Below are 17,380 nucleotides of genomic sequence, written 5' to 3' on the forward strand. Positions count from 1 at the left end.
GTGCTAACCTGCGACAAGTTTTTTTCGGGCTCCCCCAGCCCGTTTCCAGAGGTCATCCATGCATATCCATATCCTCGGCATCTGCGGCACCTTCATGGGTTCGCTCGCGGTGCTGGCCAAGGAACTCGGCCATCGCGTCACCGGCTCCGACGCCAACGTCTACCCGCCCATGAGCACCCAGTTGGAGGCCCAGGGCATCGAGCTGATGCAGGGCTACGACCCCGCGCACCTGGACCCTGCGCCGGACCTGGTGGTGGTGGGCAACGCCCTGTCGCGGGGCAACCCGGCGGTTGAGCATGTGCTGAACAAGGGGCTGCCCTATGTTTCCGGCCCGCAATGGCTGGCGGACCATGTGCTGCAGGGCCGCTGGGTGATGGCGGTGGCCGGCACCCACGGCAAGACCACCACCACCAGCATGCTGGCCTGGGTGCTGGAGCACGCGGGCATGAGCCCGGGCTTCCTCATCGGCGGGGTGCCGCAGAATTTCGGCATCTCCGCGCGCCTGGGCGGCACGCCGTTCTTCGTGGTGGAGGCGGACGAGTACGACAGCGCCTTCTTCGACAAGCGCTCGAAGTTCGTCCACTACCGCCCGCGCACGGCGATCCTCAACAACCTGGAATTCGACCACGCGGATATCTTCCCGGACCTCGCGGCCATCGAGCGGCAGTTCCACCACCTGGTGCGTACCATCCCCGGCGAGGGGCTGATCATCCATCCCACCACCGAGCCGGCACTGGAGCGGGTGCTGGAGATGGGCTGCTGGACGAAGGTCGAGACCACCGGCGAAGGCGGCCAGTGGCAGGTGCGCCTGCTCAGCGAGGACGGTTCGCGCTTCGAGGTGCGGTTCGACGGCAAGGTGCAGGGCACCGTGGAATGGAGCCTGACCGGCCAGCACAACGTGGCCAACGCCCTGGCGACCCTCGCCGCCGCGCGCCACGTCGGCGTGGTGCCGGAACTGGGCATCGCCGCGCTGAGCGCCTTCCGCAACGTGAAGCGGCGCATGGAGAAGGTCGCCGAGATCAATGGCGTGACGATCTACGACGACTTCGCCCACCATCCCACCGCCATCGCCACCACCCTCGACGGCCTGCGCAAGCGCGTGGGCGAGGCGCCGGTGATCGCCATCATCGAGCCGCGTTCCAACTCCATGAAGCTCGGCGCCCACCGCGACGGCCTGCCGGAGAGCGTGGCCCAGGCCGACCAGGTGATCTGGTACGCGCCGCCGAACCTGGGCTGGGACCTGGCCGCCACGGCCGCCGCCTGCCCGGTGCCGGCGGTGGTCTGCGATTCGCTGGAGGCGATCATCGAGCGGGTCAAGGGCCAGGCACGCCCGGGCACCGAGGTGGTGATCATGAGCAACGGCGGTTTCGGCGGCCTGCACGGCAAGCTGGCCAAGGCGCTGGAAGGCTGAGGACGACGACATGAGCGGACCCGAACGCGTCACCCTGGCGATGACCGGTGCTTCCGGCGCCCAGTACGGCCTGCGCCTGCTGGACTGCCTGGTGCAAGAGGATCGCGAGGTGCACTTCCTCATCTCCAAGGCCGCGCAACTGGTGATGGCCACCGAGACCGAGGTCACCCTGCCGCCCAAGCCGCAGTCGATGCAGGCCTTCCTCAACGAGTACACCGGCGCGGCACCGGGGCAGATCCGCGTCTACGGCAAGGAGGACTGGATGGCCCCGGCGGCTTCCGGGTCCGGCGCGCCGGGGGCGATGGTGGTGGTGCCCTGTTCCACCGGGACGCTTTCGGCCATCGCCACCGGTGCCTGCAACAACCTGATCGAGCGCGCCGCGGACGTGGCGTTGAAGGAGCGGCGCAAGCTGATCCTGGTGCCCCGCGAGGCGCCGTATTCCAGCATCCACCTGGAGAACATGCTCAAGCTCTCCAACCTCGGCGCGATCATCCTGCCGGCATCCCCTGGCTTCTATCACCAGCCGCAGACCATCGATGACCTGGTGGACTTCGTGGTGGCGCGCATCCTCAACCTGCTGGAAATTCCCCAGGACATGCTGCCGCGCTGGGGTGAGCACCACCTGCAGAGCAGCGATGACTGAGCGCCGGATTCTGCGCCTCGGCGTCGTTGCGTTGCTGCTGGCGCTCCAGGGCTGCGCCGCCGTGCGCACCCTGGACGCGGCCAAGCCCGGCGCGCCCATCATCTATTCCGGCACCCGGCTGGATTGGTACTCCCTCAATGGCGGCTGCTGCCCCATGGACCGTTTCGGCGCCGAGGCGCCGGGCTGGGCGGCGTTCGACCTGCCGTTCAGCGCGTTGCTGGAGACCTTGCTGCTGCCCTTCGCGGTGGCGGCGGAGCTGGGCGTCGGGTTGGGCGTGACCGGGGGAATTGAGGTGCTCTGTTGGGGCGAATTCATTCGCCCAAGGATGCGCAGCATCCGCAACACACAGGTCCGCAGGTCGGCCCTGCGGACCGATTGGCGAATAAATTCGCCCCTACAGGTGAGCCCACAGGGGGCTCGGTCTCAAGCCGGTTCCTGGCAGACGTCCACCCATTGCGCGGCGACCAGTTCGGCCATGTGCTGCGGGGCGATGCGCACGGCGCTGTGGATGGCGCCGGCGGCGGGGACCACTTCGTCGAAGGCCTGCAGCGACAGGTCGCAATAGACCGGCAGCGGGGTCGCCAGGCCGAAGGGGCAGACGCCGCCGACGGGGTGGCTGGTCAGTGCCTGCACGGTCTCGGCGTCGAGCATCTTGGCCTTGGCGCCGAAGGCTTCCTTGAACTTGCGGTTGTCGATGCGCGCATCCCCCCGTGCCACTACCAGCAGGTTCTGCTCGCCGACGCGGAAGGCCAGGGTCTTGGCGATGCGCCCCGGTTCGACACCGTGGGCCTCGGCGGCGAGGGCGACGGTGGCGGTGCTGGTTTCCAGTTCGATGATGGTGAGTTCGGGAGCCTTCTCGGCGAGGAAGGCGCGAACGGATTCGAGGCTCATGAAGTCTCCTTGGTTTCCTGTCGGCTCAGGCGGCCAGCTGGTGCACGGCGGCGAGGCTGTCGTCGAGGCCATAGCGGCCCTTGTCGTCGCGGGTCACGCGGCCCATGGCGACGTCCGGGTCGTGGGTGAAGAGCAGCCGGCCATTGCGTTCCAGCAGGCTGGCGAGCAGGGCTTCCTTCTCTTCGATCAGGCCTTCGGGGAAGCGGTCGTAGCCCATGGTGATGGGCAGGTGCACCCAGGGCGCGCCGGGAATCAGGTCGCCGCTGAACACCACCGGGCCTTCGGGCATGGCGATCTCCGGCAGGAGTTGGCCGGGCGTATGGCCGTCGCTCCAGTGCAGGCGCCAGTCAGGGCCGAGGATCTCGGCGCCAGGCTGCTCGTCGATCAGCACCAGGCGGCCGCTGGCCTCCAGCAGTTCGAGCATTTCCGGGATGTAGGAGGCGCGGTCGCGCGGGTGCGGGTTGCAGGCGCGTTGCCACTGGCGGCGGCCGGTGACGAAGCGCGCGTTGGGGAACAGCAGGCGTGCGGGCTGGCCTTGTTCCCAGGCGGCGAGCAGGCCGCCGGCGTGGTCGAAGTGCAGGTGGGTGAGCAGCACGATGTCGATGTCGGCATCGGACAGGCCGGCCTCGGCGAGGCTGTCGAGCAGCACGTGGCGGTCTTCCTGCACGCCGAAGCGGCGCTTGAGCTCGGGCGAGAAGAAGGCGCCGATGCCGGTCTCGACGAGGATGTTGCGCTCGTCTTCCTGCACCAGCAGCGCGCGGCAGCCGAGGTCGATGCGGTTTTGCGCGTCCGGCTGCATCCAGCGCTCCCAGAGGGCGCGCGGGGCGTTGCCGAACATGGCGCCGCCGTCGAGTTTCTGGCTGTTGCCGGTGAGCGAGGTGAGGGTACGCATGGGGCGGTTCCGGGCTGGCTTTCAAGCGGCCAAGGCTAACCCGGTTGCGGGGGCTCTGGTCAATCCGCCCAGCCGCGATAGACGAAGGTCATCGGGCGCGGGCCCTGCAGGTAGCCGGTGTGCAGTTCGCGGATGGCGAAGCCGCCGGCTTCGATCAGGCGCGGGATGTCGCGGTTGAGGTGGCAGCCGCCGGCCAGCGGCTTCCACAGGGGGGTGAGGCGGTGCTGCCAGCGCACCACCGGTGCGTCCGGGGCCAGGCCGTGTTCGGCGAACAGCAGGCGACCGCCGGGCTTCAGCACGCGGCGCATCTCTTTCAATGCCGCGGCGGCGTCGGGGATGGTGCAGAGGGTGAAGGTGCAGACGATGCTGTCGAAGCTGGCGTCGCCGGCCTGGATCTCGCCCAGCTCCAGCGCGATGGTTTCCACCGGAATGGCGATGGCGGCGGCGCGCTGGCGGGCCAGGGCCTGCATCTGCGCGGCGGGGTCGACACCGATCACCACCTGCACCCTGGCCGGGTCGTAGAAGCCGAGGTTGAGACCGGTGCCGATGCCGATCTCCAGCACCCGGCCTTCGGCCTGGGGCACGATCTTCGAGCGGGTCTTCATCACCTCGCCCATGCCGCAGGCGTAGTCGATCAGGCGGGGCAGGACGTGGCGATCGTAGAAACCCATGGTGGCGGCCCGTGGTGGTGGCGAGGCGTCCAAGGTAGCAGGGGGCATCCCCGCGTGGCGCGGGGATTTCGGCCAATGGCGGGAGGATTCCCGCCCGGGATCAGCGGCCCAGGCGGCGCAGTTCGTCCGACTCCACGACGCGCGTGCCCTGGTCGGTCTCCAGGGCCAGGCGCCACAGTGCGCGGGCCAGGGTGCAGGCGCCGATGCCGCGGTACTTGCCCGGCAGCCAGCGCATGAATGGCGCGGCCAGGCGTTCGCCGAGGCGGAATTCGCTGCGCGGGCCGAGCAGCAGGGACGGGCGCACCAGGGTCAGCTGCGGCCAGTCCTGGGCCTTGAGCGCTTCCTCCATCTCGCCCTTGGTGCGGTTGTAGAACACCGAGGAATTGGCGTCCGCGCCCAGTGCGCTGATCACCAGGTAGTGGCGGGCACCGAGCTCACGGGCGCGGGCGCCAACGGCGAGCACCAGGTCGAGGTCGACGGCGCGGAAGGCTTCCTGGGAGCCGGCCTGGCGGATGGTGCTGCCGAGGCAGCAGAAGGCGGTATCCACCGGCCCCTGGAGTTGCGGCAGGAGAGCGGCGAGCTCGCCCACCGGGTTGTCCAGGCGTGGGTGGTCGGCCAGGGGGCGACGGGTCGGTGCGAGCACACGCTCCACCGTGGGTTCGTTGAGCAGTCGGTCGAGCAGGTGTTCACCGGTCAGGCCCGTGGCGCCGGCGAGCAGGATGTGCTGGGGCGTCAGATGCATGCTGTTTCTCCGCTGTTACAGCTTGAGCTTAGTGGCTGGCGGCGGTTTTGCCGGCGGCCGTTGCAGGTTGTGCGGCGAGCGCTTGCCGGGCCTGCCCGGCGCGCAGCTTGCTCCAGTGGGCGAGCACCGGTTCGGGGGCCCAGATCTGTGGTTCGGACGGTTCGAAACCGTCGGCCTTCTCCCATTCGGCAACCTCGCTGCGGGCGAGTTCGAAAGCATGTTCCAGGTCGTCGGTCTGGTTCAGTGCGTCGGCCAGCAGGGCGCGACCGAAGTAGGTGAACTCGTTGTCGTCGGAGCAACCGAAGGACACCCGGTCGGCACGCGCGGCGGTCATCACCAGGGTCTTGTCGTCCTTGAGCGCGGGGATGAAGCCGCCGGAATAGCAGGCGGAGATCACCACCACCTTGTGGCGATCCTTCAGCGGGGCCAGCACCGAGGCCAGCTCGCTGGCGGGCAGGTCGGCGAGCTGCAGGCCGGGTTGCTCGAGGGCTAGTTGGTGGTCGGCGGAGCCGTGGCTGGTGAGGTAGATGAACACCAGGTCCTCCGGGCCGCTGCGCTGGGCGATGCCCTGGATCGCCCGGGACAGGCTCTCGCGGGTGGCCATGGGACGGTCGGCCATGTGGTCGCGGTGGTTGATCAGGGTGATGTGGCCATGGGCGCCGAAGCGCTGGTCGAGCAGGTTGGCGACGTAGTCGGCCTCGCGCAGGAACACGCCCTGGCGGCCGTCGCCCCCCAGGCTCAGGGAGTACAGCTCCACCGCCGGGGTGGAGGCGGGCAGGGCGTCGATGGCGGCGTCGAGCAGGCGGCCCTGTTCCAGCAGGCCGACTTCCAGCGGGTTGGGCAGTGCCTTGCCGGCTTCGTCACGCACGCGCCGGCCACCACGCCAGGTGCCCTTTTCCTGGCCCCCGTCGGCCAGGGCGAGGGTGCCTTCGCCACTGTAGCGGCCGCCTGCGAAGCCGCCCTGGTAGCGGCTGCCATCGGCGAGGGTCAGGGTGCCTTCGCCCTGGTAGCGCCAGTTGCGGAAGGCGCCGACGTAGCGCTCGCCATCCGCGCCCTTGTACTCACCCTTGCCGGTGAGGGCGCCGCTCTTGAACTCACCGCTCCACACCGAGCCTTCGGCGTTCTGGTAGCGGCCCTTGCCATCGAACAGGCCGTTCTTGAACCCGCCGCTGTAGAAGCCGCCGTCGGCGCCCTGGTAGTCGCCTTCGCCCTCGAGCTGGCCCTGTTTGAAGGGGCCGGAATAGCGCGAGCCGTCGGCGTCGGTGCGTACGCCCCGACCGGTCTGCTCGCCGCGCTTGAACTGGCCCTGGTAGCTGCTGCCATCGGGCAGTTCGAGCTTGCCCTGGCCGTGGTAGCGGTCGTCGCGGAAGGTGCCGCTGTAGACCATGCCTTCCCGGCTGAGCGTGCCTTCGCCGCTGAACTGGTTGGCCTTGAATGCGCCGTCGTAGGAGGTGCCGTCGCTGTAGGTGAGGCGGCCATTGCCTTCGAACAGGCCGTTGCGGAACTCGCCCTGGTAGTCGACGCCATTGGGCGCGTGCCAGGTGCCATGGCCGTTGGGCTGGCCGTCCTTGAATTCACCTTCGAACCAGGTGCCGTTGCTGTAGTCCAGGCGCCCCGGGCCTTGCAGCAGGCCGTCGACCACGGCGCCTCGGTAGCGAGAACCATCGGGCAGGCGGGCGTCCGGCGGGGTGAGGGGTTCTCCGTCTCCGCAGGCCGAGAGGAGCAGGGCGAGCGCGAGGGGCAGCAGCGGTTTCATCGACAGTCCCTTGAGGGTGGATACGGCTGTTGCAAGTGTGGCGTAAAAAAGCCCGCTATCGCGGGCTTTTCTTTTCATCCGTACCGGGGTTCAGGTCCACTGGGTGATCTTGTTGCCCTGTTTGTCGGTGAAGGCGCCGACGATGATCATGATGAAGTCGATCAGGGTCCAGATGCCCAGGCCGCCGAGGGTGAGGATCTGCAGGATGGCGGTGCCGATCTTGCCGGCGTAGAAGCGGTGCGCGCCGAAAGTGCCCAGGAAGAAGCACAGCAGGAAGGCCGGGAGGATGCGTTTTTCGGTCATGGAACTGTCCTTGTTGGGAGAAGAGGGTGCCGATTGGCGGGCGGCATTCTAGCGAACGTGGCGCTGCCGAGGCGAGTGGCGGGAGAGAGGCCGGCGGCGGGCCGCCGGCAGGCTTTCAGACGAAGCAGAGGCTCAGGGATTCGGCGATGTAGGCAGGCTTGGCCTGGCCTTCGATCTCCAGGGTGGCGCGGGCCTTGATCAGCCACTGGCCGGGGTTCTTTTCGGTGACGTCCATGATGGTGAGCGCCAGGCGGACGCGGGAGTCCACCTTCACCGGCTGGATGAAGCGCACGCTGTCCAGGCCGTAGTTGATGCCCATCTTCATGCCTTCGGGCAGTACCAGCAGGCCTTCGGTGAGGACCGGGATCAGCGACAGGGTGAGGAAACCGTGGGCGATGGTGGTGCCGAAGGGCGTGTGCTTGGCCTTCTCCGGGTCGACATGGATGAACTGGTGGTCGCCGGTGCATTCGGCGAACTGGTTGATGCGTTGCTGGTCGATGGTCAGCCACTCGGAGTGGCCCAGGTCCTTGCCTATGTAGTTCTTCAGTTCGGATACAGGTACGAACGGCATGCTTCATCCTCCGTGGACGTGGTTTGTTGTTCTTCTTGCCGGGTCTTTGGCCGACCCTGGGTTCATCGCCGCCTAGATCAGCATGGGCACGGGGCGGGGGTCAAGCAGGCATGGCCCCTGCGAATGGCGGGTTATAGCGAGGGTGGCGAGCGGGCCTATAATGGCGCGATCCTGGCAACGACCGCTCTGCAGCGGGCCTTGCACGCGTCTCGCCCAGGGCTTACCTGACCTATCCGGAGATTTTCATGCTTTTGCGCGGCCTGACCTGGCTGGTGCTGTTCCAGTTGCTCGGCACCGGGATCAACGCCCTTTTCCTGCACATGCTGCCCGGGCCCATCATCGGCCTGGTGCTGCTGTTCCTGTTCCTCGTCGCCCGTGGTGAGGTGGGCGAGCCGCTGTCGGTGGCCTCCAGCAGCCTGCTGCGCTACCTGCCGTTGCTGCTGGTGCCGCCGGCGGTGGGGGTGATGGTGTATGCCCAGGCGATCTGGGCCGACTTCTGGGCGGTGGTCGGCGCGCTGGCGCTGTCGGTGTTCTTCTCGATGCTGTTCGTGGGCTGGCTGATGCAGCACCTGATCGACCGCAAGGCTCGCCAGGAGGATCGCCCATGAGCGTCGATTGGCACGGGGCCTGGCAGGCCATCGCCCACCATCCGCTGTTCGGCGTCGGCCTGACGCTGGCGGCCTACCAGCTGTCCATCTCCCTGTACGAGAAGACCCGCCTGATGTTCCTGCAGCCGGTGCTGGTGTCCATGGCCCTGGTGATCGCGGTACTGGTGCCCCTGGGCATCGGCTACGAGGAGTACCGCCAGAGCACCACGCTGCTGACATTGCTGCTCGGGCCGGCCACCGTGGCGCTGGCGGTGCCGCTGTTCCTCAACCTCAAGCGCATCCGCCAGTTGTTCTGGCCGACGCTGATCACCCTGTCCATCGGCGGCCTGGTTGCTACGGTTATGGGTGTGGGCCTGGCCTGGGCCTTCGGTGCCGAGCACATGATGCTGATGACCATGGCGCCGAAGTCGGTGACCTCGCCCATCGCCATGCTGGTGGCCGAGCAGATCGGCGGGGTGGCGGCGCTGGCGGCGGTGTTCGTGCTGATCACCGGCGTCATCGGCGCGACCCTGGGGCCGGAGCTGCTGCGTCGTATCGGCGTGCGCCATCCGGCGGCGCAGGGCATGGCGCTGGGCATCACCGCTCACGCCGTGGGGACTGCGCGGGCGTTGCAGGAGGGCGAGGAATGCGGCGCCTTCGCGGCGCTGGCGATGAGCCTGATGGGTGTGGCCACCGCGGTGCTGTTGCCGCTGGCCGTTGCGATGGTCGTATGAGGTCGTGTCGATGAATCTGCCGCTGTTTCCGCTCAATACCGTGCTCTTCCCCGGCTGCGCGCTCGACCTGCAGCTGTTCGAGGCGCGCTACCTGGACATGATCGGCCGCTGCATGAAGCAGGGCACCGGTTTCGGCGTGGTCTGCATCCTCGAGGGCGAGGAGGTGGGCGAGGCGGCGAGCCGTTTCGCCGGCACGGGTTGCGAGGCGGTCATCCGTGATTTCCAGCAACTGCCCAACAGCCTGCTGGGTATCCGAGTGGAAGGCGGGCGACGCTTCCGGGTGACCCGCGCCGAAGTCCGGCCGGACCAGCTCACGGTCGCCGACGTCCAATGGCTGGACGAGGCCGAGGAGCGCCCGCTGCTGCCCGAGCACGCCGACCTCGCCGCGTTGCTCAACGCCCTGGCCGAGCACCCGCTGGTGCAGGGGCTGGGCATGGGCGGGCTGTCCAATGGGCAGCAGGAGCTGGCCAACCAGTTGTCCTACCTGCTGCCGTTTTCCCTCAAGGAGAAGCTGGAGCTGCTCACGCTGGGCGACCCCGAGCAGCGCCTGAGCCACCTGCAGGGGCTGCTGGACAAGCTGCAGGGCGACATGATCGCCTGAGCCGTGCGCATCTCCTTTCCCGGGCTGAAGCCCGGGCTACCGGCTCCCGGTCACTTGTAGCGGTACATGGCCAGGGCTTCGGGCAGCGCCCAGGTGGCGATGCCGCCGAGCAGGGCGATGCAGGCCGGCAGCACCAGCCACCAGACCCGCGCGCTCATCGCCGGCATCGGCTGGTCACGCTGCAGGATGGCCAGCCAGGCGGCGCAGATGCAGCCGGCCAGCAGGGCGCCGGCGAGGATATCGGTGGGCCAGTGCACCCCCAGGTAGACCCGCGACAGGGCGATCGCCAGCGCCGGCAGGCACGCCAGCAGCAGCCAGGTCAGGCGCATGCGCGCGGGCTGCGAGCGCCCGGCCAGTACACCGAGCACGAGGAAGAAGGCGAAGGCCGCCGAGCTGTGGCCGCTGGGGAAGCTGAAGGTGCCCAGCGGCTCGGCCAGCACCTCGGGGCGGGCACGGGCGAAGAGTTGCTTGAGGCCGCCGTTGGCCAGTGCGGTGCACAGCAGGGTGGCGCCGGCGAACACCGCGTGGCGCCATTGCCGGGCCACCAGCAGCACGCCGGTGAGCAGGGCGCCGACGATCAGCTGGGTGCGGAAGTCGCCGAGGCGGGTGACCAGCACCATGAAGCTGTCGAGGGTGTCGTTGCGCTGCTCCTGCACCAGCGCCATCAGGCCCTGGTCGAAGTCGTGCAGGTACGACCAGCCGAAGAACAGCCCCGCCAGCAGTACCAGGCTGAGGCCGGCGGCCAGGGGCGTCGCCCAGCGCTTCTCGCGCAGGCTGCCCTGGAGGATCAGCAGCAGCATCCCCAGCACCGCGACCACCACCACGGCGGCTTCCTTCCAGAAGCCTTCCGGCAACGGCAGGCGGAAGGCGGCGCCGGTGGCCCAGCCGGGCAGCAGGTAGGCCACCGACCAGCCCGCCGCAGCGACCAGGCTCACGGCGATGAAGCGCGGCAGCGGCATGTCGAGCATGCCGGCGACCATGGGCAGCATCGGTCGCAGCGGGCCGATGTAGCGGCCCACCAGCAGGCTGGCGACGCCGTAGCGGTTGAAGTAGCTCTCCGCCCCCGCCAGCCATTCCGGGTGGTGGCGCAGGCCCGGCAGGCGGCGGATGTTCTGGTGGAAGCGGCGGCCCAGCCCATAGGAAATGGCATCGCCCAGCAGGCCGCCGAAGTAGCCCAGCAGCAGCGTTTCCCAGAGGCCCAGCGCGCCGCTGCCGGCCATGGCGGCCACGGCGAACAGCAGCACGGTGCCGGGCACGATGATCCCGGCGATGGCCAGGCATTCGACGCAGGCGATGATGAAGATGGCCAGGCCCAGCCACTGGGGGTGGGCGCCGAGCCAGGTGGTGACGGCGTCGAGCCATTCGCTCATGGGGTCGTTCCTTCGATCAGGTGATAGTGCTGCCCTTGGACCTGCCCGCGCCGCAAAGGGTTGCGCGTGCAGTGGCGGGCGTAGCCGGCGTCGACGAAGCGGTAGGGGAGGTGCTCGTCGCGGCCATGGGGTATGCCGAGGCGGGTGGTCTGGATGATCTGCCCGGGGCGCTCGCCAACGTCCTCGACGAACAGCCGCGCCAGGTCGAAGCGTTGCGCGTCCCACTCCTTCACGCGCAGGGCGAGCGCCTTGCACAGCAGGGTCTGGCCGGCGCAGAGGCGCTCCGGCGGGCGGGGGATGCCGTTGGCGTCGGGGTTGTTGCGCTGCATGGCGAGCAGCGCCTCGGGGCCGCAGATCGCGTCCTGCCAGGGGTAGGCGGACTTGACCAGCACGGCGTTGCCGGGGCCCTGGGCGCTGAAGTTCAGCGAGTCGCCGCCGCGTGCGTAGTACATATAGATGTGGCCGCCATCGAGGAACAGCGCCCGGCGTTTCTCGGTGTAGCCAAGGGAGGCGTGGCTGCCTTTCTCTGCGCAGTAATAGGCTTCCGTCTCGATGATGCGGGCCGACAGCCAATGCTCGCCGACCCGATGGCGGATCACCTTGCCGAGCAGTTCGCGGGCCAGCAGTTGAGCGTCACGATCGAAGAATCCATCGCCCAGCGGGCGGGCGCCCGGCCAGGGCAAACTTAGGGTGGGAACGGTCGGCATGGGCTGTCTTGGGCGTCCTCGGCGGCTTAGGCTGGCGATTATACGTAAGCCTCGCCGGCCGGCAGCTGAACGGCTGGATGGGAAATACCAAGAAAAACAATAAAGAGTCCTGCCATGTCCAGAGCCGCCCGGGCCGACAGCGCCCACATCACGCCCAGCGCCCACTACACCGGCTACGTCTGGTACCGCCACCACCTGGCCGACCCGGCGTTCGCCACATCTTTCGGGCGCTGGGTGCATGGCCTGCTCAGCCCCATCACCTGGGGTGCGCGCGTGGGCTTCGGCCTGGACATCGAGAGCTTCCTGCTGCAACGCCATTTGCTGATCGACGCCCGCCTCGACGCGGCCATCGGCAACGGCACGCCGCAGGTGGTGGAGATCGCCTGCGGCCTGTCGCCCCGGGGCCGGCGCTTCTGCGAGCGCTACCCGGAGCTGCGCTATCTGGAGGCCGACCTGCCACCCATGGCCGCGCGCAAGCGCCTGCTGCTGCACAGCGAGGGCTGGCTCAACAGCCGCCACCAGGTGCGCGCGGTGGACATCCTCGCCAGTGAGGGCGGGCAGGGGCTGGAGGCCCTGTTCGCCGGGCTGGACCGGCAGCGACCGGTGGTGGTGATCACCGAGGGGCTGGTGAACTACTTCGAACTACCGGTGATCGAGGACTTCTGGCGGCGCCTGGCCGACCAGTTGCGCGCCTTCCCCGCCGCCACCTACCTCACCGACCTCTATCCCGACCTGCGCGAGCATCCGCGCTACCGCCAGCTGCGCTGGGGCGTGGACTTGGTGGGGCGCTTCACCCGCGGCAACTACCCGCTGCACTACCGCGACAGCGCCGCCATCACCGATGGCTTCAACCGCTGCGGCTTCCCCCGGGTGCAGGTGCTGGACCCGCAGGTGGACGGCGCCGAGCTGGGCCTGCGCATGGGGCGGTGGCCCACGTTGGTCCGCGTCGTCGAAGCCTCCATCTGAAACTACCTGCGTTGCCATCGCGGCGTTAAAAACAGGCTCAAGGTGCTCATTTACAGCACGTAAACTCCGCCCTTTCGCCTGTTTTTGCCTTGCGCTGGCTGCCTCGCCTACGTTTCGGGGCGTGAGTGGCAAGTGACAAGCGGCAAGCCACAAGTGACAAACCAGAAGCCAGAAGCCAGAAGCCAGAAGCTTCAAGCAGACTCCTGGCTTCCAGCTTCCAGCTTCCAGCTTCCAGCTTTCAGGCCGCTGCCGCCGCCATCTGCCAGGGGCCGACCTGAGCGGCGAGGGCGGCGCTGGCGTCGGCATCGACATGGGTGAAGACCAGCGACAGCGCATCGCCCTGGCGACGCAGGGGCAGCAGCTCCAGGTCCGGCAGCTCGCCGGCGCGCAGGCGCCAGCCCCGCGCGGGTAGGTCCGCCGGCAGGTCGCCATGCAGCAGGCCGCCGAAGAAGCCCAGCTCGCTGATCTCCACGGCCAGCTCGCCCAGTTGCGGGTGGAACAGGCGGCCGTTGCGATCCCGCGGGGCGAGCCGGGGTTCCTGGCGTTTTTCCAGGCTGCCGAGCATGCCGCGCGCGAGGCGGGTGGAGCCGGGGGCCAGTTGCGGCAGCGGGCGGCCCTCGAAGAAGGGGACGTAGAGGCGCGAGCAGGCGTCGCGGCGTTCGAACTGGGCCAGGTGGTCGCCGTGCTCGATCAGTGCGCAGTCGGCGTCGGCGCAGGCGGCGGCGAACTGTGCGTGCTCCCAGGGCTGGGTAAAGTGATCGTATTCGCCGGCCAGCACCAGGGTCGGGCAGTCCGGGTGCCGGGTGAAGCCGCCGAAGTCCAGCAGCCGCCGGCTGTTCTGCCGGTAGCGCTCCTGCTCCACCGGCGACAGGCGCTGCAACTGGCGCAGCATGGCCTTGCGAAAGCCCGGGGAGATGCCGGTGGCGTCCAGGCGCAGGGGGTTGATCAGGCCGATCAGCACGCCCTGGGCGAAGGCCGCGAGGTTGCCTTCGGCGAGCATCAGCAGGCCTTCCTCCAGCAGCGCGCGGGCACCGTCCCGGCCGAAGGCGGTGATGCCGGCCAGCAGCAGGCGCTCGCAACGCTGCGGGTGGCGGCTGGCGAACAGCGCGGCCAGGGCCGAGCCGTAGGACAGGCCGATGGGCATCAGGGGCGGGAGGGCCAGTTCCTCGGCGAAGTCGGCGATCAGGTCGGCGAGCTGCTCCAGCCCCAGTTCCGGGGCCAGCTGCAGGTTGCCGCCCTGGCCGGGCAGGTCGAGGAGGATGACCGGGTGTTCGTCCAGCAGCTCTTCCACCTCGGCGGCGAAGGAGCGGAAGCTCTGGAACGCTCCGCCGAGCATGAGCACGGGCGGGCGGGTGTCGTCGGGGTGGCGGGACCAGGCCTGGTAGTGCAGGCACCAGGGGCCTATGTGGAGCCTCTCGGGGGGCGAGGCGAGCAGGTCTGCGCTGTATCCGGTGCGATAGTGCATGGCGATCCTCCGGCGCTCGGGCGCCTTCTTGTTGTTCTCGCCGCGAGTCGGGGCGCGGTGGCACGAGCTCAAGGTAAACATCGGTGACGATTTTGTTTACCCAACCTTCGGGCGGCACAAGGCCAGTATTTTCCGCCGGGTGTCACCGTATCCCCTGCAAGCGCGGGCCCTGGCGGCTGTGGCGGTGCCGCGCCGGCACTGCGGGACGTGCTGTCTACCATCCGCCCGGCGCCGCTGGGCGTGGCGGGGCGCGCGGGCTATAATCGCCCACTTTTCCCAACTGCCAGACCGCCGAGACCATGACCGAGTCCGTTCTCGATTACATGACCCGCCTGGGCCGCGCCGCGCGCGCCGCCTCGCGCGTGGCCGCCCGTGCCAGCACCGCGCAGAAGAACCGCGCCCTGCTGGCCGCCGCCGATGCACTGGACGCCGCCCGCGCCGAGCTGTCCGCCGCCAACGAGCAGGACCTGGCCAACGGCCGGGCCAATGGCCTGGAGCCAGCCATGCTGGATCGCCTGGCGCTCACCCCGGCACGCATCGACGACATGATCGAGGGCCTGCGCCAGGTGGCCACCCTGCCGGACCCGATCGGCGAGATCCGCGACATGCGCTACCTGCCTTCGGGCATCCAGGTGGGCAAGATGCGCGTGCCGCTGGGCGTGATCGGCATCATCTACGAGTCGCGCCCGAACGTGACCATCGACGCGGCCAGCCTGTGCCTGAAGTCCGGCAACGCCACCATCCTGCGTGGCGGCTCCGAGGCTATCCATTCCAACCAGGCCATCGCCGCCTGCATCCAGAAGGGCCTGGCCGACGCCGGCCTGCCGGCCGAGCTGGTGCAGGTCGTCGAGACCACCGACCGCGCCGCCGTGGGCGCGCTGATCAGCATGCCGGAGTTCGTCGACGTGATAGTCCCGCGCGGCGGCAAGGGCCTGATCGAGCGCATCAGCCGCGAGGCCAAGGTGCCGGTGATCAAGCACCTGGACGGCATCTGCCATGTCTACATCGACATCGCCGCCGACCTGGACAAGGCGATCCGCGTCGCCGACAACGCCAAGACCCAACGCTACGCGCCCTGCAACACCATGGAGACGCTGCTGGTGCATGCCGGCATCGCCGAGCGCGTGCTGCCGCCGCTGGCCGCCATCTACCGCGACAAGCAGGTGGAACTGCGTGGCGACGCCGCCACCCGCGCGCTGCTGGGTGGCGACGTGCTGGAGGCGACCGAGGAAGACTGGCGCACCGAGTACAACGCGCCGATCCTGTCGATCCGCATCGTCGCGGGCCTGGATGAGGCGATCGAGCACATCAACACCTACGGCTCGCAGCACACCGACGCGATCATCACCGAGAACTTCAGCGACGCCCGTCGTTTCCTCACCGAAGTGGATTCCGCCTCGGTGATGGTCAACGCCTCGACGCGCTTCGCCGATGGCTTCGAGTACGGCCTGGGCGCGGAGATCGGCATCTCCACCGACAAGCTGCACGCCCGTGGACCGGTCGGCCTGGAAGGCCTGACCAGCGAGAAGTACGTGGTGTTCGGCGACGGTCACGTGCGCACCTGATGGGCAAACGCATCGGTCTGTTCGGCGGTACCTTCGATCCTGTGCACATCGGCCACTTGCGTGGTGCGCTGGAGGTCGCCGAGCTGATGGGGTTCGACGAGTTGCGCCTGATCCCCAGCGCCAGGCCGCCGCACCGCGAGACGCCGCAGGTCAGCGCGGCCGATCGCCTGGAAATGGTCCAGCGCGCGGTGGCCGACCTGCCGCCACTGGTGGTGGACGATCGTGAGCTCAAGCGCGACCGGCCGTCCTGGACCATCGACACCCTGGAGTCGCTGCACGCCGAACTCGGCGCCGACGACTCGCTGTACCTGCTGCTGGGCTGGGATGCCTTCTGCGGCCTGCCGGGCTGGCACCGTTGGGAGGAGCTCCTGGAGCACTGCCACATCCTGGTGCTGCAACGGCCGGACGCCGACAGTGAACCACCGGAAGCCCTGCGCGACCTGCTGGCGGCGCGCAGCATCGCCGATCCCCTGGCCCTGGCCGGGCGGGGCGGACAGATTTCCTTTGTATGGCAGGCGCCGCTGGCGGTTTCCGCCACGCAGATCCGCCAGCTGCTGGCCACCGGGCGCTCGGTACGCTTCCTCGTACCCGACGCGGTGCTGGCCTATATCCATGAGCACGGCCTGTACCGTGCGACGAACTGATTGATCGAGGTAGAAGAACCGATGCAAAACGAAGAACTGGTCAAGGTCGCCATCGCGGCCCTGGAAGACATGAAGGCCCAGGACATCACCACCATCGATGTGCGCGGCAAGACCAGCGTCACCGACTTCATGGTGATCGCCAGCGGCACCTCCAGCCGCCACGTCAAGTCGATCGCCGACAACGTGCTGGAGAAGGTCAAGGAACAGGGTCAGCGCCCGCTGGGCAGCGAAGGCCTGGACAGCGGCGAGTGGGCCCTGCTGGACCTGGGCGATGTGGTCGTGCACGTGATGCAGGTCGCCACCCGCCAGTTCTACGACCTCGAGCGCCTGTGGCAGGGTGCCGAGCAGAGCCGCGCCCAGCATCCCCAGGAATAACGGAGCACCGCCTTGCGTCTGCGTCTGATCGCCGTCGGCTCGCGCATGCCCCGCTGGGTGGAGGAGGGCTGGCACGAGTACGCCAAGCGCCTGCCTTCCGAGCTTTCCCTGGAACTGGTGGAGATCCCCCTGACCACGCGCGGCAAGAACGCCGACGTGGCGCGGATGATCCGCCAGGAAGGGGAAGCGATGCTGGCCAAGGTGCAGCCCGGGGAACGCATCGTCACCCTGGAAGTCGAAGGCCGCGCCTGGAGCACCGAGCAACTGGCGGTGGAGCTGGACCGCTGGCGCCTCGACGCGCGCACCGTGAACCTCATGGTCGGCGGCCCGGAAGGGCTGGCACCGGAGGTCTGCGCGCGCAGCGAACAGCGCTGGTCGCTGTCGCCGCTGACCCTGCCGCACCCGCTGGTGCGGATCCTGGTGGGCGAACAGATCTATCGAGCCTGGACCGTGCTGTCCGGCCACCCCTATCACAAGTAAGCCGTA

Annotated in this window: 19 protein-coding genes and 2 pseudogenes; 11 read left to right on the plus strand and 10 right to left on the minus strand. The window is 68.7% G+C overall.

Translation table 11 applies throughout. From position 1 onward, the window contains the following. Positions 1–58 precede the first annotated feature (58 nt). The 3 genes and pseudogenes from mpl to PHLH3_RS04350 all read left to right on the plus strand — a co-directional run. The gene (gene mpl, locus PHLH3_RS04340; protein ID WP_213628348.1) at positions 59–1,411 is read left to right on the plus strand and encodes a UDP-N-acetylmuramate:L-alanyl-gamma-D-glutamyl-meso-diaminopimelate ligase; all 1,353 of its coding nucleotides are present in this window, start codon (positions 59–61) and stop codon (positions 1,409–1,411) included. Between the two features lie 10 nt (positions 1,412–1,421). Continuing rightward, the gene (gene ubiX, locus PHLH3_RS04345) at positions 1,422–2,054 is read left to right on the plus strand and encodes a flavin prenyltransferase UbiX (protein WP_173178464.1); all 633 of its coding nucleotides are present in this window, start codon (positions 1,422–1,424) and stop codon (positions 2,052–2,054) included. After that, positions 2,047–2,343: pseudogene (locus PHLH3_RS04350) on the plus strand (YceK/YidQ family lipoprotein); the annotation flags it as partial. The gene ubiX and the pseudogene PHLH3_RS04350, both read left to right, overlap by 8 nt. A 134-nt stretch (positions 2,344–2,477) precedes the next feature. Here PHLH3_RS04350 and PHLH3_RS04355 read toward each other — a convergent pair. The 7 genes and pseudogenes from PHLH3_RS04355 to PHLH3_RS04385 form a co-directional block, all read right to left on the minus strand. After that, positions 2,478–2,945, minus strand: coding sequence for a YbaK/EbsC family protein (locus PHLH3_RS04355; RefSeq protein ID WP_173178466.1), 468 nt, complete (start codon positions 2,943–2,945; stop codon positions 2,478–2,480). Between the two features lie 25 nt (positions 2,946–2,970). Continuing rightward, the gene (locus tag PHLH3_RS04360) at positions 2,971–3,837 is read right to left on the minus strand and encodes an MBL fold metallo-hydrolase (RefSeq protein WP_213628349.1); all 867 of its coding nucleotides are present in this window, start codon (positions 3,835–3,837) and stop codon (positions 2,971–2,973) included. 59 nt (positions 3,838–3,896) lie between these two features. After that, positions 3,897–4,508 carry a class I SAM-dependent methyltransferase gene (locus PHLH3_RS04365; protein ID WP_173178468.1) on the minus strand — a complete coding sequence of 204 codons (612 nt, stop codon included), beginning with the start codon at positions 4,506–4,508 and terminating at the stop codon, positions 3,897–3,899. 100 nt (positions 4,509–4,608) lie between these two features. Further along, on the minus strand, positions 4,609–5,250 hold the full coding sequence (locus tag PHLH3_RS04370; RefSeq protein WP_213628350.1) for an oxidoreductase: 642 nt from the start codon (positions 5,248–5,250) through the stop codon (positions 4,609–4,611). A gap of 28 nt (positions 5,251–5,278) precedes the next feature. Continuing rightward, positions 5,279–7,006 carry a C13 family peptidase gene (locus tag PHLH3_RS04375; RefSeq protein ID WP_213628351.1) on the minus strand — a complete coding sequence of 576 codons (1,728 nt, stop codon included), beginning with the start codon at positions 7,004–7,006 and terminating at the stop codon, positions 5,279–5,281. Positions 7,007–7,150: 144 nt separating this feature from the next. Continuing rightward, a pseudogene (locus PHLH3_RS30265) lies at positions 7,151–7,309 on the minus strand (TM2 domain-containing protein); the annotation flags it as partial. Between the two features lie 115 nt (positions 7,310–7,424). After that, positions 7,425–7,880, minus strand: coding sequence for a MaoC family dehydratase (locus tag PHLH3_RS04385; protein ID WP_111261524.1), 456 nt, complete (start codon positions 7,878–7,880; stop codon positions 7,425–7,427). 245 nt (positions 7,881–8,125) lie between these two features. Here PHLH3_RS04385 and PHLH3_RS04390 point away from each other — a divergent pair, with 245 nt between their 5' ends. From PHLH3_RS04390 to PHLH3_RS04400, 3 genes are read left to right on the plus strand one after another with little or no spacing between them, the layout of a single operon-like run. Next, complete coding sequence (locus tag PHLH3_RS04390; RefSeq protein ID WP_111261523.1) at positions 8,126–8,488, plus strand: CidA/LrgA family protein; 363 nt, start codon at positions 8,126–8,128, stop codon at positions 8,486–8,488. Then, positions 8,485–9,201 (plus strand): LrgB family protein, encoded by a 717-nt coding sequence (locus PHLH3_RS04395; RefSeq protein ID WP_213628352.1) that lies wholly within the window; start codon positions 8,485–8,487, stop codon positions 9,199–9,201. The genes PHLH3_RS04390 and PHLH3_RS04395 overlap by 4 nt, the downstream gene beginning before the upstream one ends. A 10-nt stretch (positions 9,202–9,211) precedes the next feature. Continuing rightward, positions 9,212–9,802, plus strand: a complete 591-nt coding sequence (locus tag PHLH3_RS04400) for an LON peptidase substrate-binding domain-containing protein (RefSeq protein ID WP_173178471.1) — start codon at positions 9,212–9,214, stop codon at positions 9,800–9,802. 50 nt (positions 9,803–9,852) lie between these two features. Here PHLH3_RS04400 and PHLH3_RS04405 read toward each other — a convergent pair whose 3' ends face one another. Then, positions 9,853–11,172 (minus strand): bifunctional DedA family/phosphatase PAP2 family protein, encoded by a 1,320-nt coding sequence (locus PHLH3_RS04405; RefSeq protein ID WP_173178472.1) that lies wholly within the window; start codon positions 11,170–11,172, stop codon positions 9,853–9,855. Continuing rightward, complete coding sequence (locus tag PHLH3_RS04410) at positions 11,169–11,879, minus strand: DNA-3-methyladenine glycosylase (protein WP_213628353.1); 711 nt, start codon at positions 11,877–11,879, stop codon at positions 11,169–11,171. The genes PHLH3_RS04405 and PHLH3_RS04410 overlap by 4 nt, the downstream gene beginning before the upstream one ends. Before the next feature lie 114 nt (positions 11,880–11,993). Between PHLH3_RS04410 and PHLH3_RS04415 the strand changes: the two genes are divergently transcribed. Next, positions 11,994–12,845, plus strand: coding sequence for a class I SAM-dependent methyltransferase (locus tag PHLH3_RS04415; RefSeq protein ID WP_213628354.1), 852 nt, complete (start codon positions 11,994–11,996; stop codon positions 12,843–12,845). A 238-nt stretch (positions 12,846–13,083) separates the two neighbouring features. Here the strand turns inward: PHLH3_RS04415 and PHLH3_RS04420 are convergent, their stop codons facing one another. Beyond that, positions 13,084–14,310 carry an alpha/beta hydrolase gene (locus PHLH3_RS04420; RefSeq protein WP_213628355.1) on the minus strand — a complete coding sequence of 409 codons (1,227 nt, stop codon included), beginning with the start codon at positions 14,308–14,310 and terminating at the stop codon, positions 13,084–13,086. Between the two features lie 299 nt (positions 14,311–14,609). On the opposite strand from PHLH3_RS04420, the gene PHLH3_RS04425 reads away from it, so the two are divergent. The 4 genes from PHLH3_RS04425 to rlmH are packed head-to-tail and all read left to right on the plus strand — an operon-like array spanning position 14,610 to position 17,374. After that, on the plus strand, positions 14,610–15,875 hold the full coding sequence (locus tag PHLH3_RS04425) for a glutamate-5-semialdehyde dehydrogenase (protein ID WP_173178476.1): 1,266 nt from the start codon (positions 14,610–14,612) through the stop codon (positions 15,873–15,875). Further along, positions 15,875–16,519 (plus strand): nicotinate-nucleotide adenylyltransferase, encoded by a 645-nt coding sequence (nadD, locus tag PHLH3_RS04430; RefSeq protein WP_111261516.1) that lies wholly within the window; start codon positions 15,875–15,877, stop codon positions 16,517–16,519. Before PHLH3_RS04425 ends, nadD begins: the two co-directional genes overlap by 1 nt. Positions 16,520–16,540: 21 nt before the next feature. Next, positions 16,541–16,894, plus strand: coding sequence for a ribosome silencing factor (gene rsfS, locus PHLH3_RS04435; protein ID WP_111261536.1), 354 nt, complete (start codon positions 16,541–16,543; stop codon positions 16,892–16,894). A gap of 12 nt (positions 16,895–16,906) precedes the next feature. Continuing rightward, entirely contained in the window at positions 16,907–17,374 is a 468-nt protein-coding gene (gene rlmH, locus PHLH3_RS04440; protein WP_173178477.1) for a 23S rRNA (pseudouridine(1915)-N(3))-methyltransferase RlmH, read from the plus strand. Positions 17,375–17,380: the final 6 nt, after the last annotated feature.

Source organism: Pseudomonas sp. Pc102, assembly GCF_018408275.1.
GTDB lineage: Bacteria > Pseudomonadota > Gammaproteobacteria > Pseudomonadales > Pseudomonadaceae > Metapseudomonas > Metapseudomonas tohonis.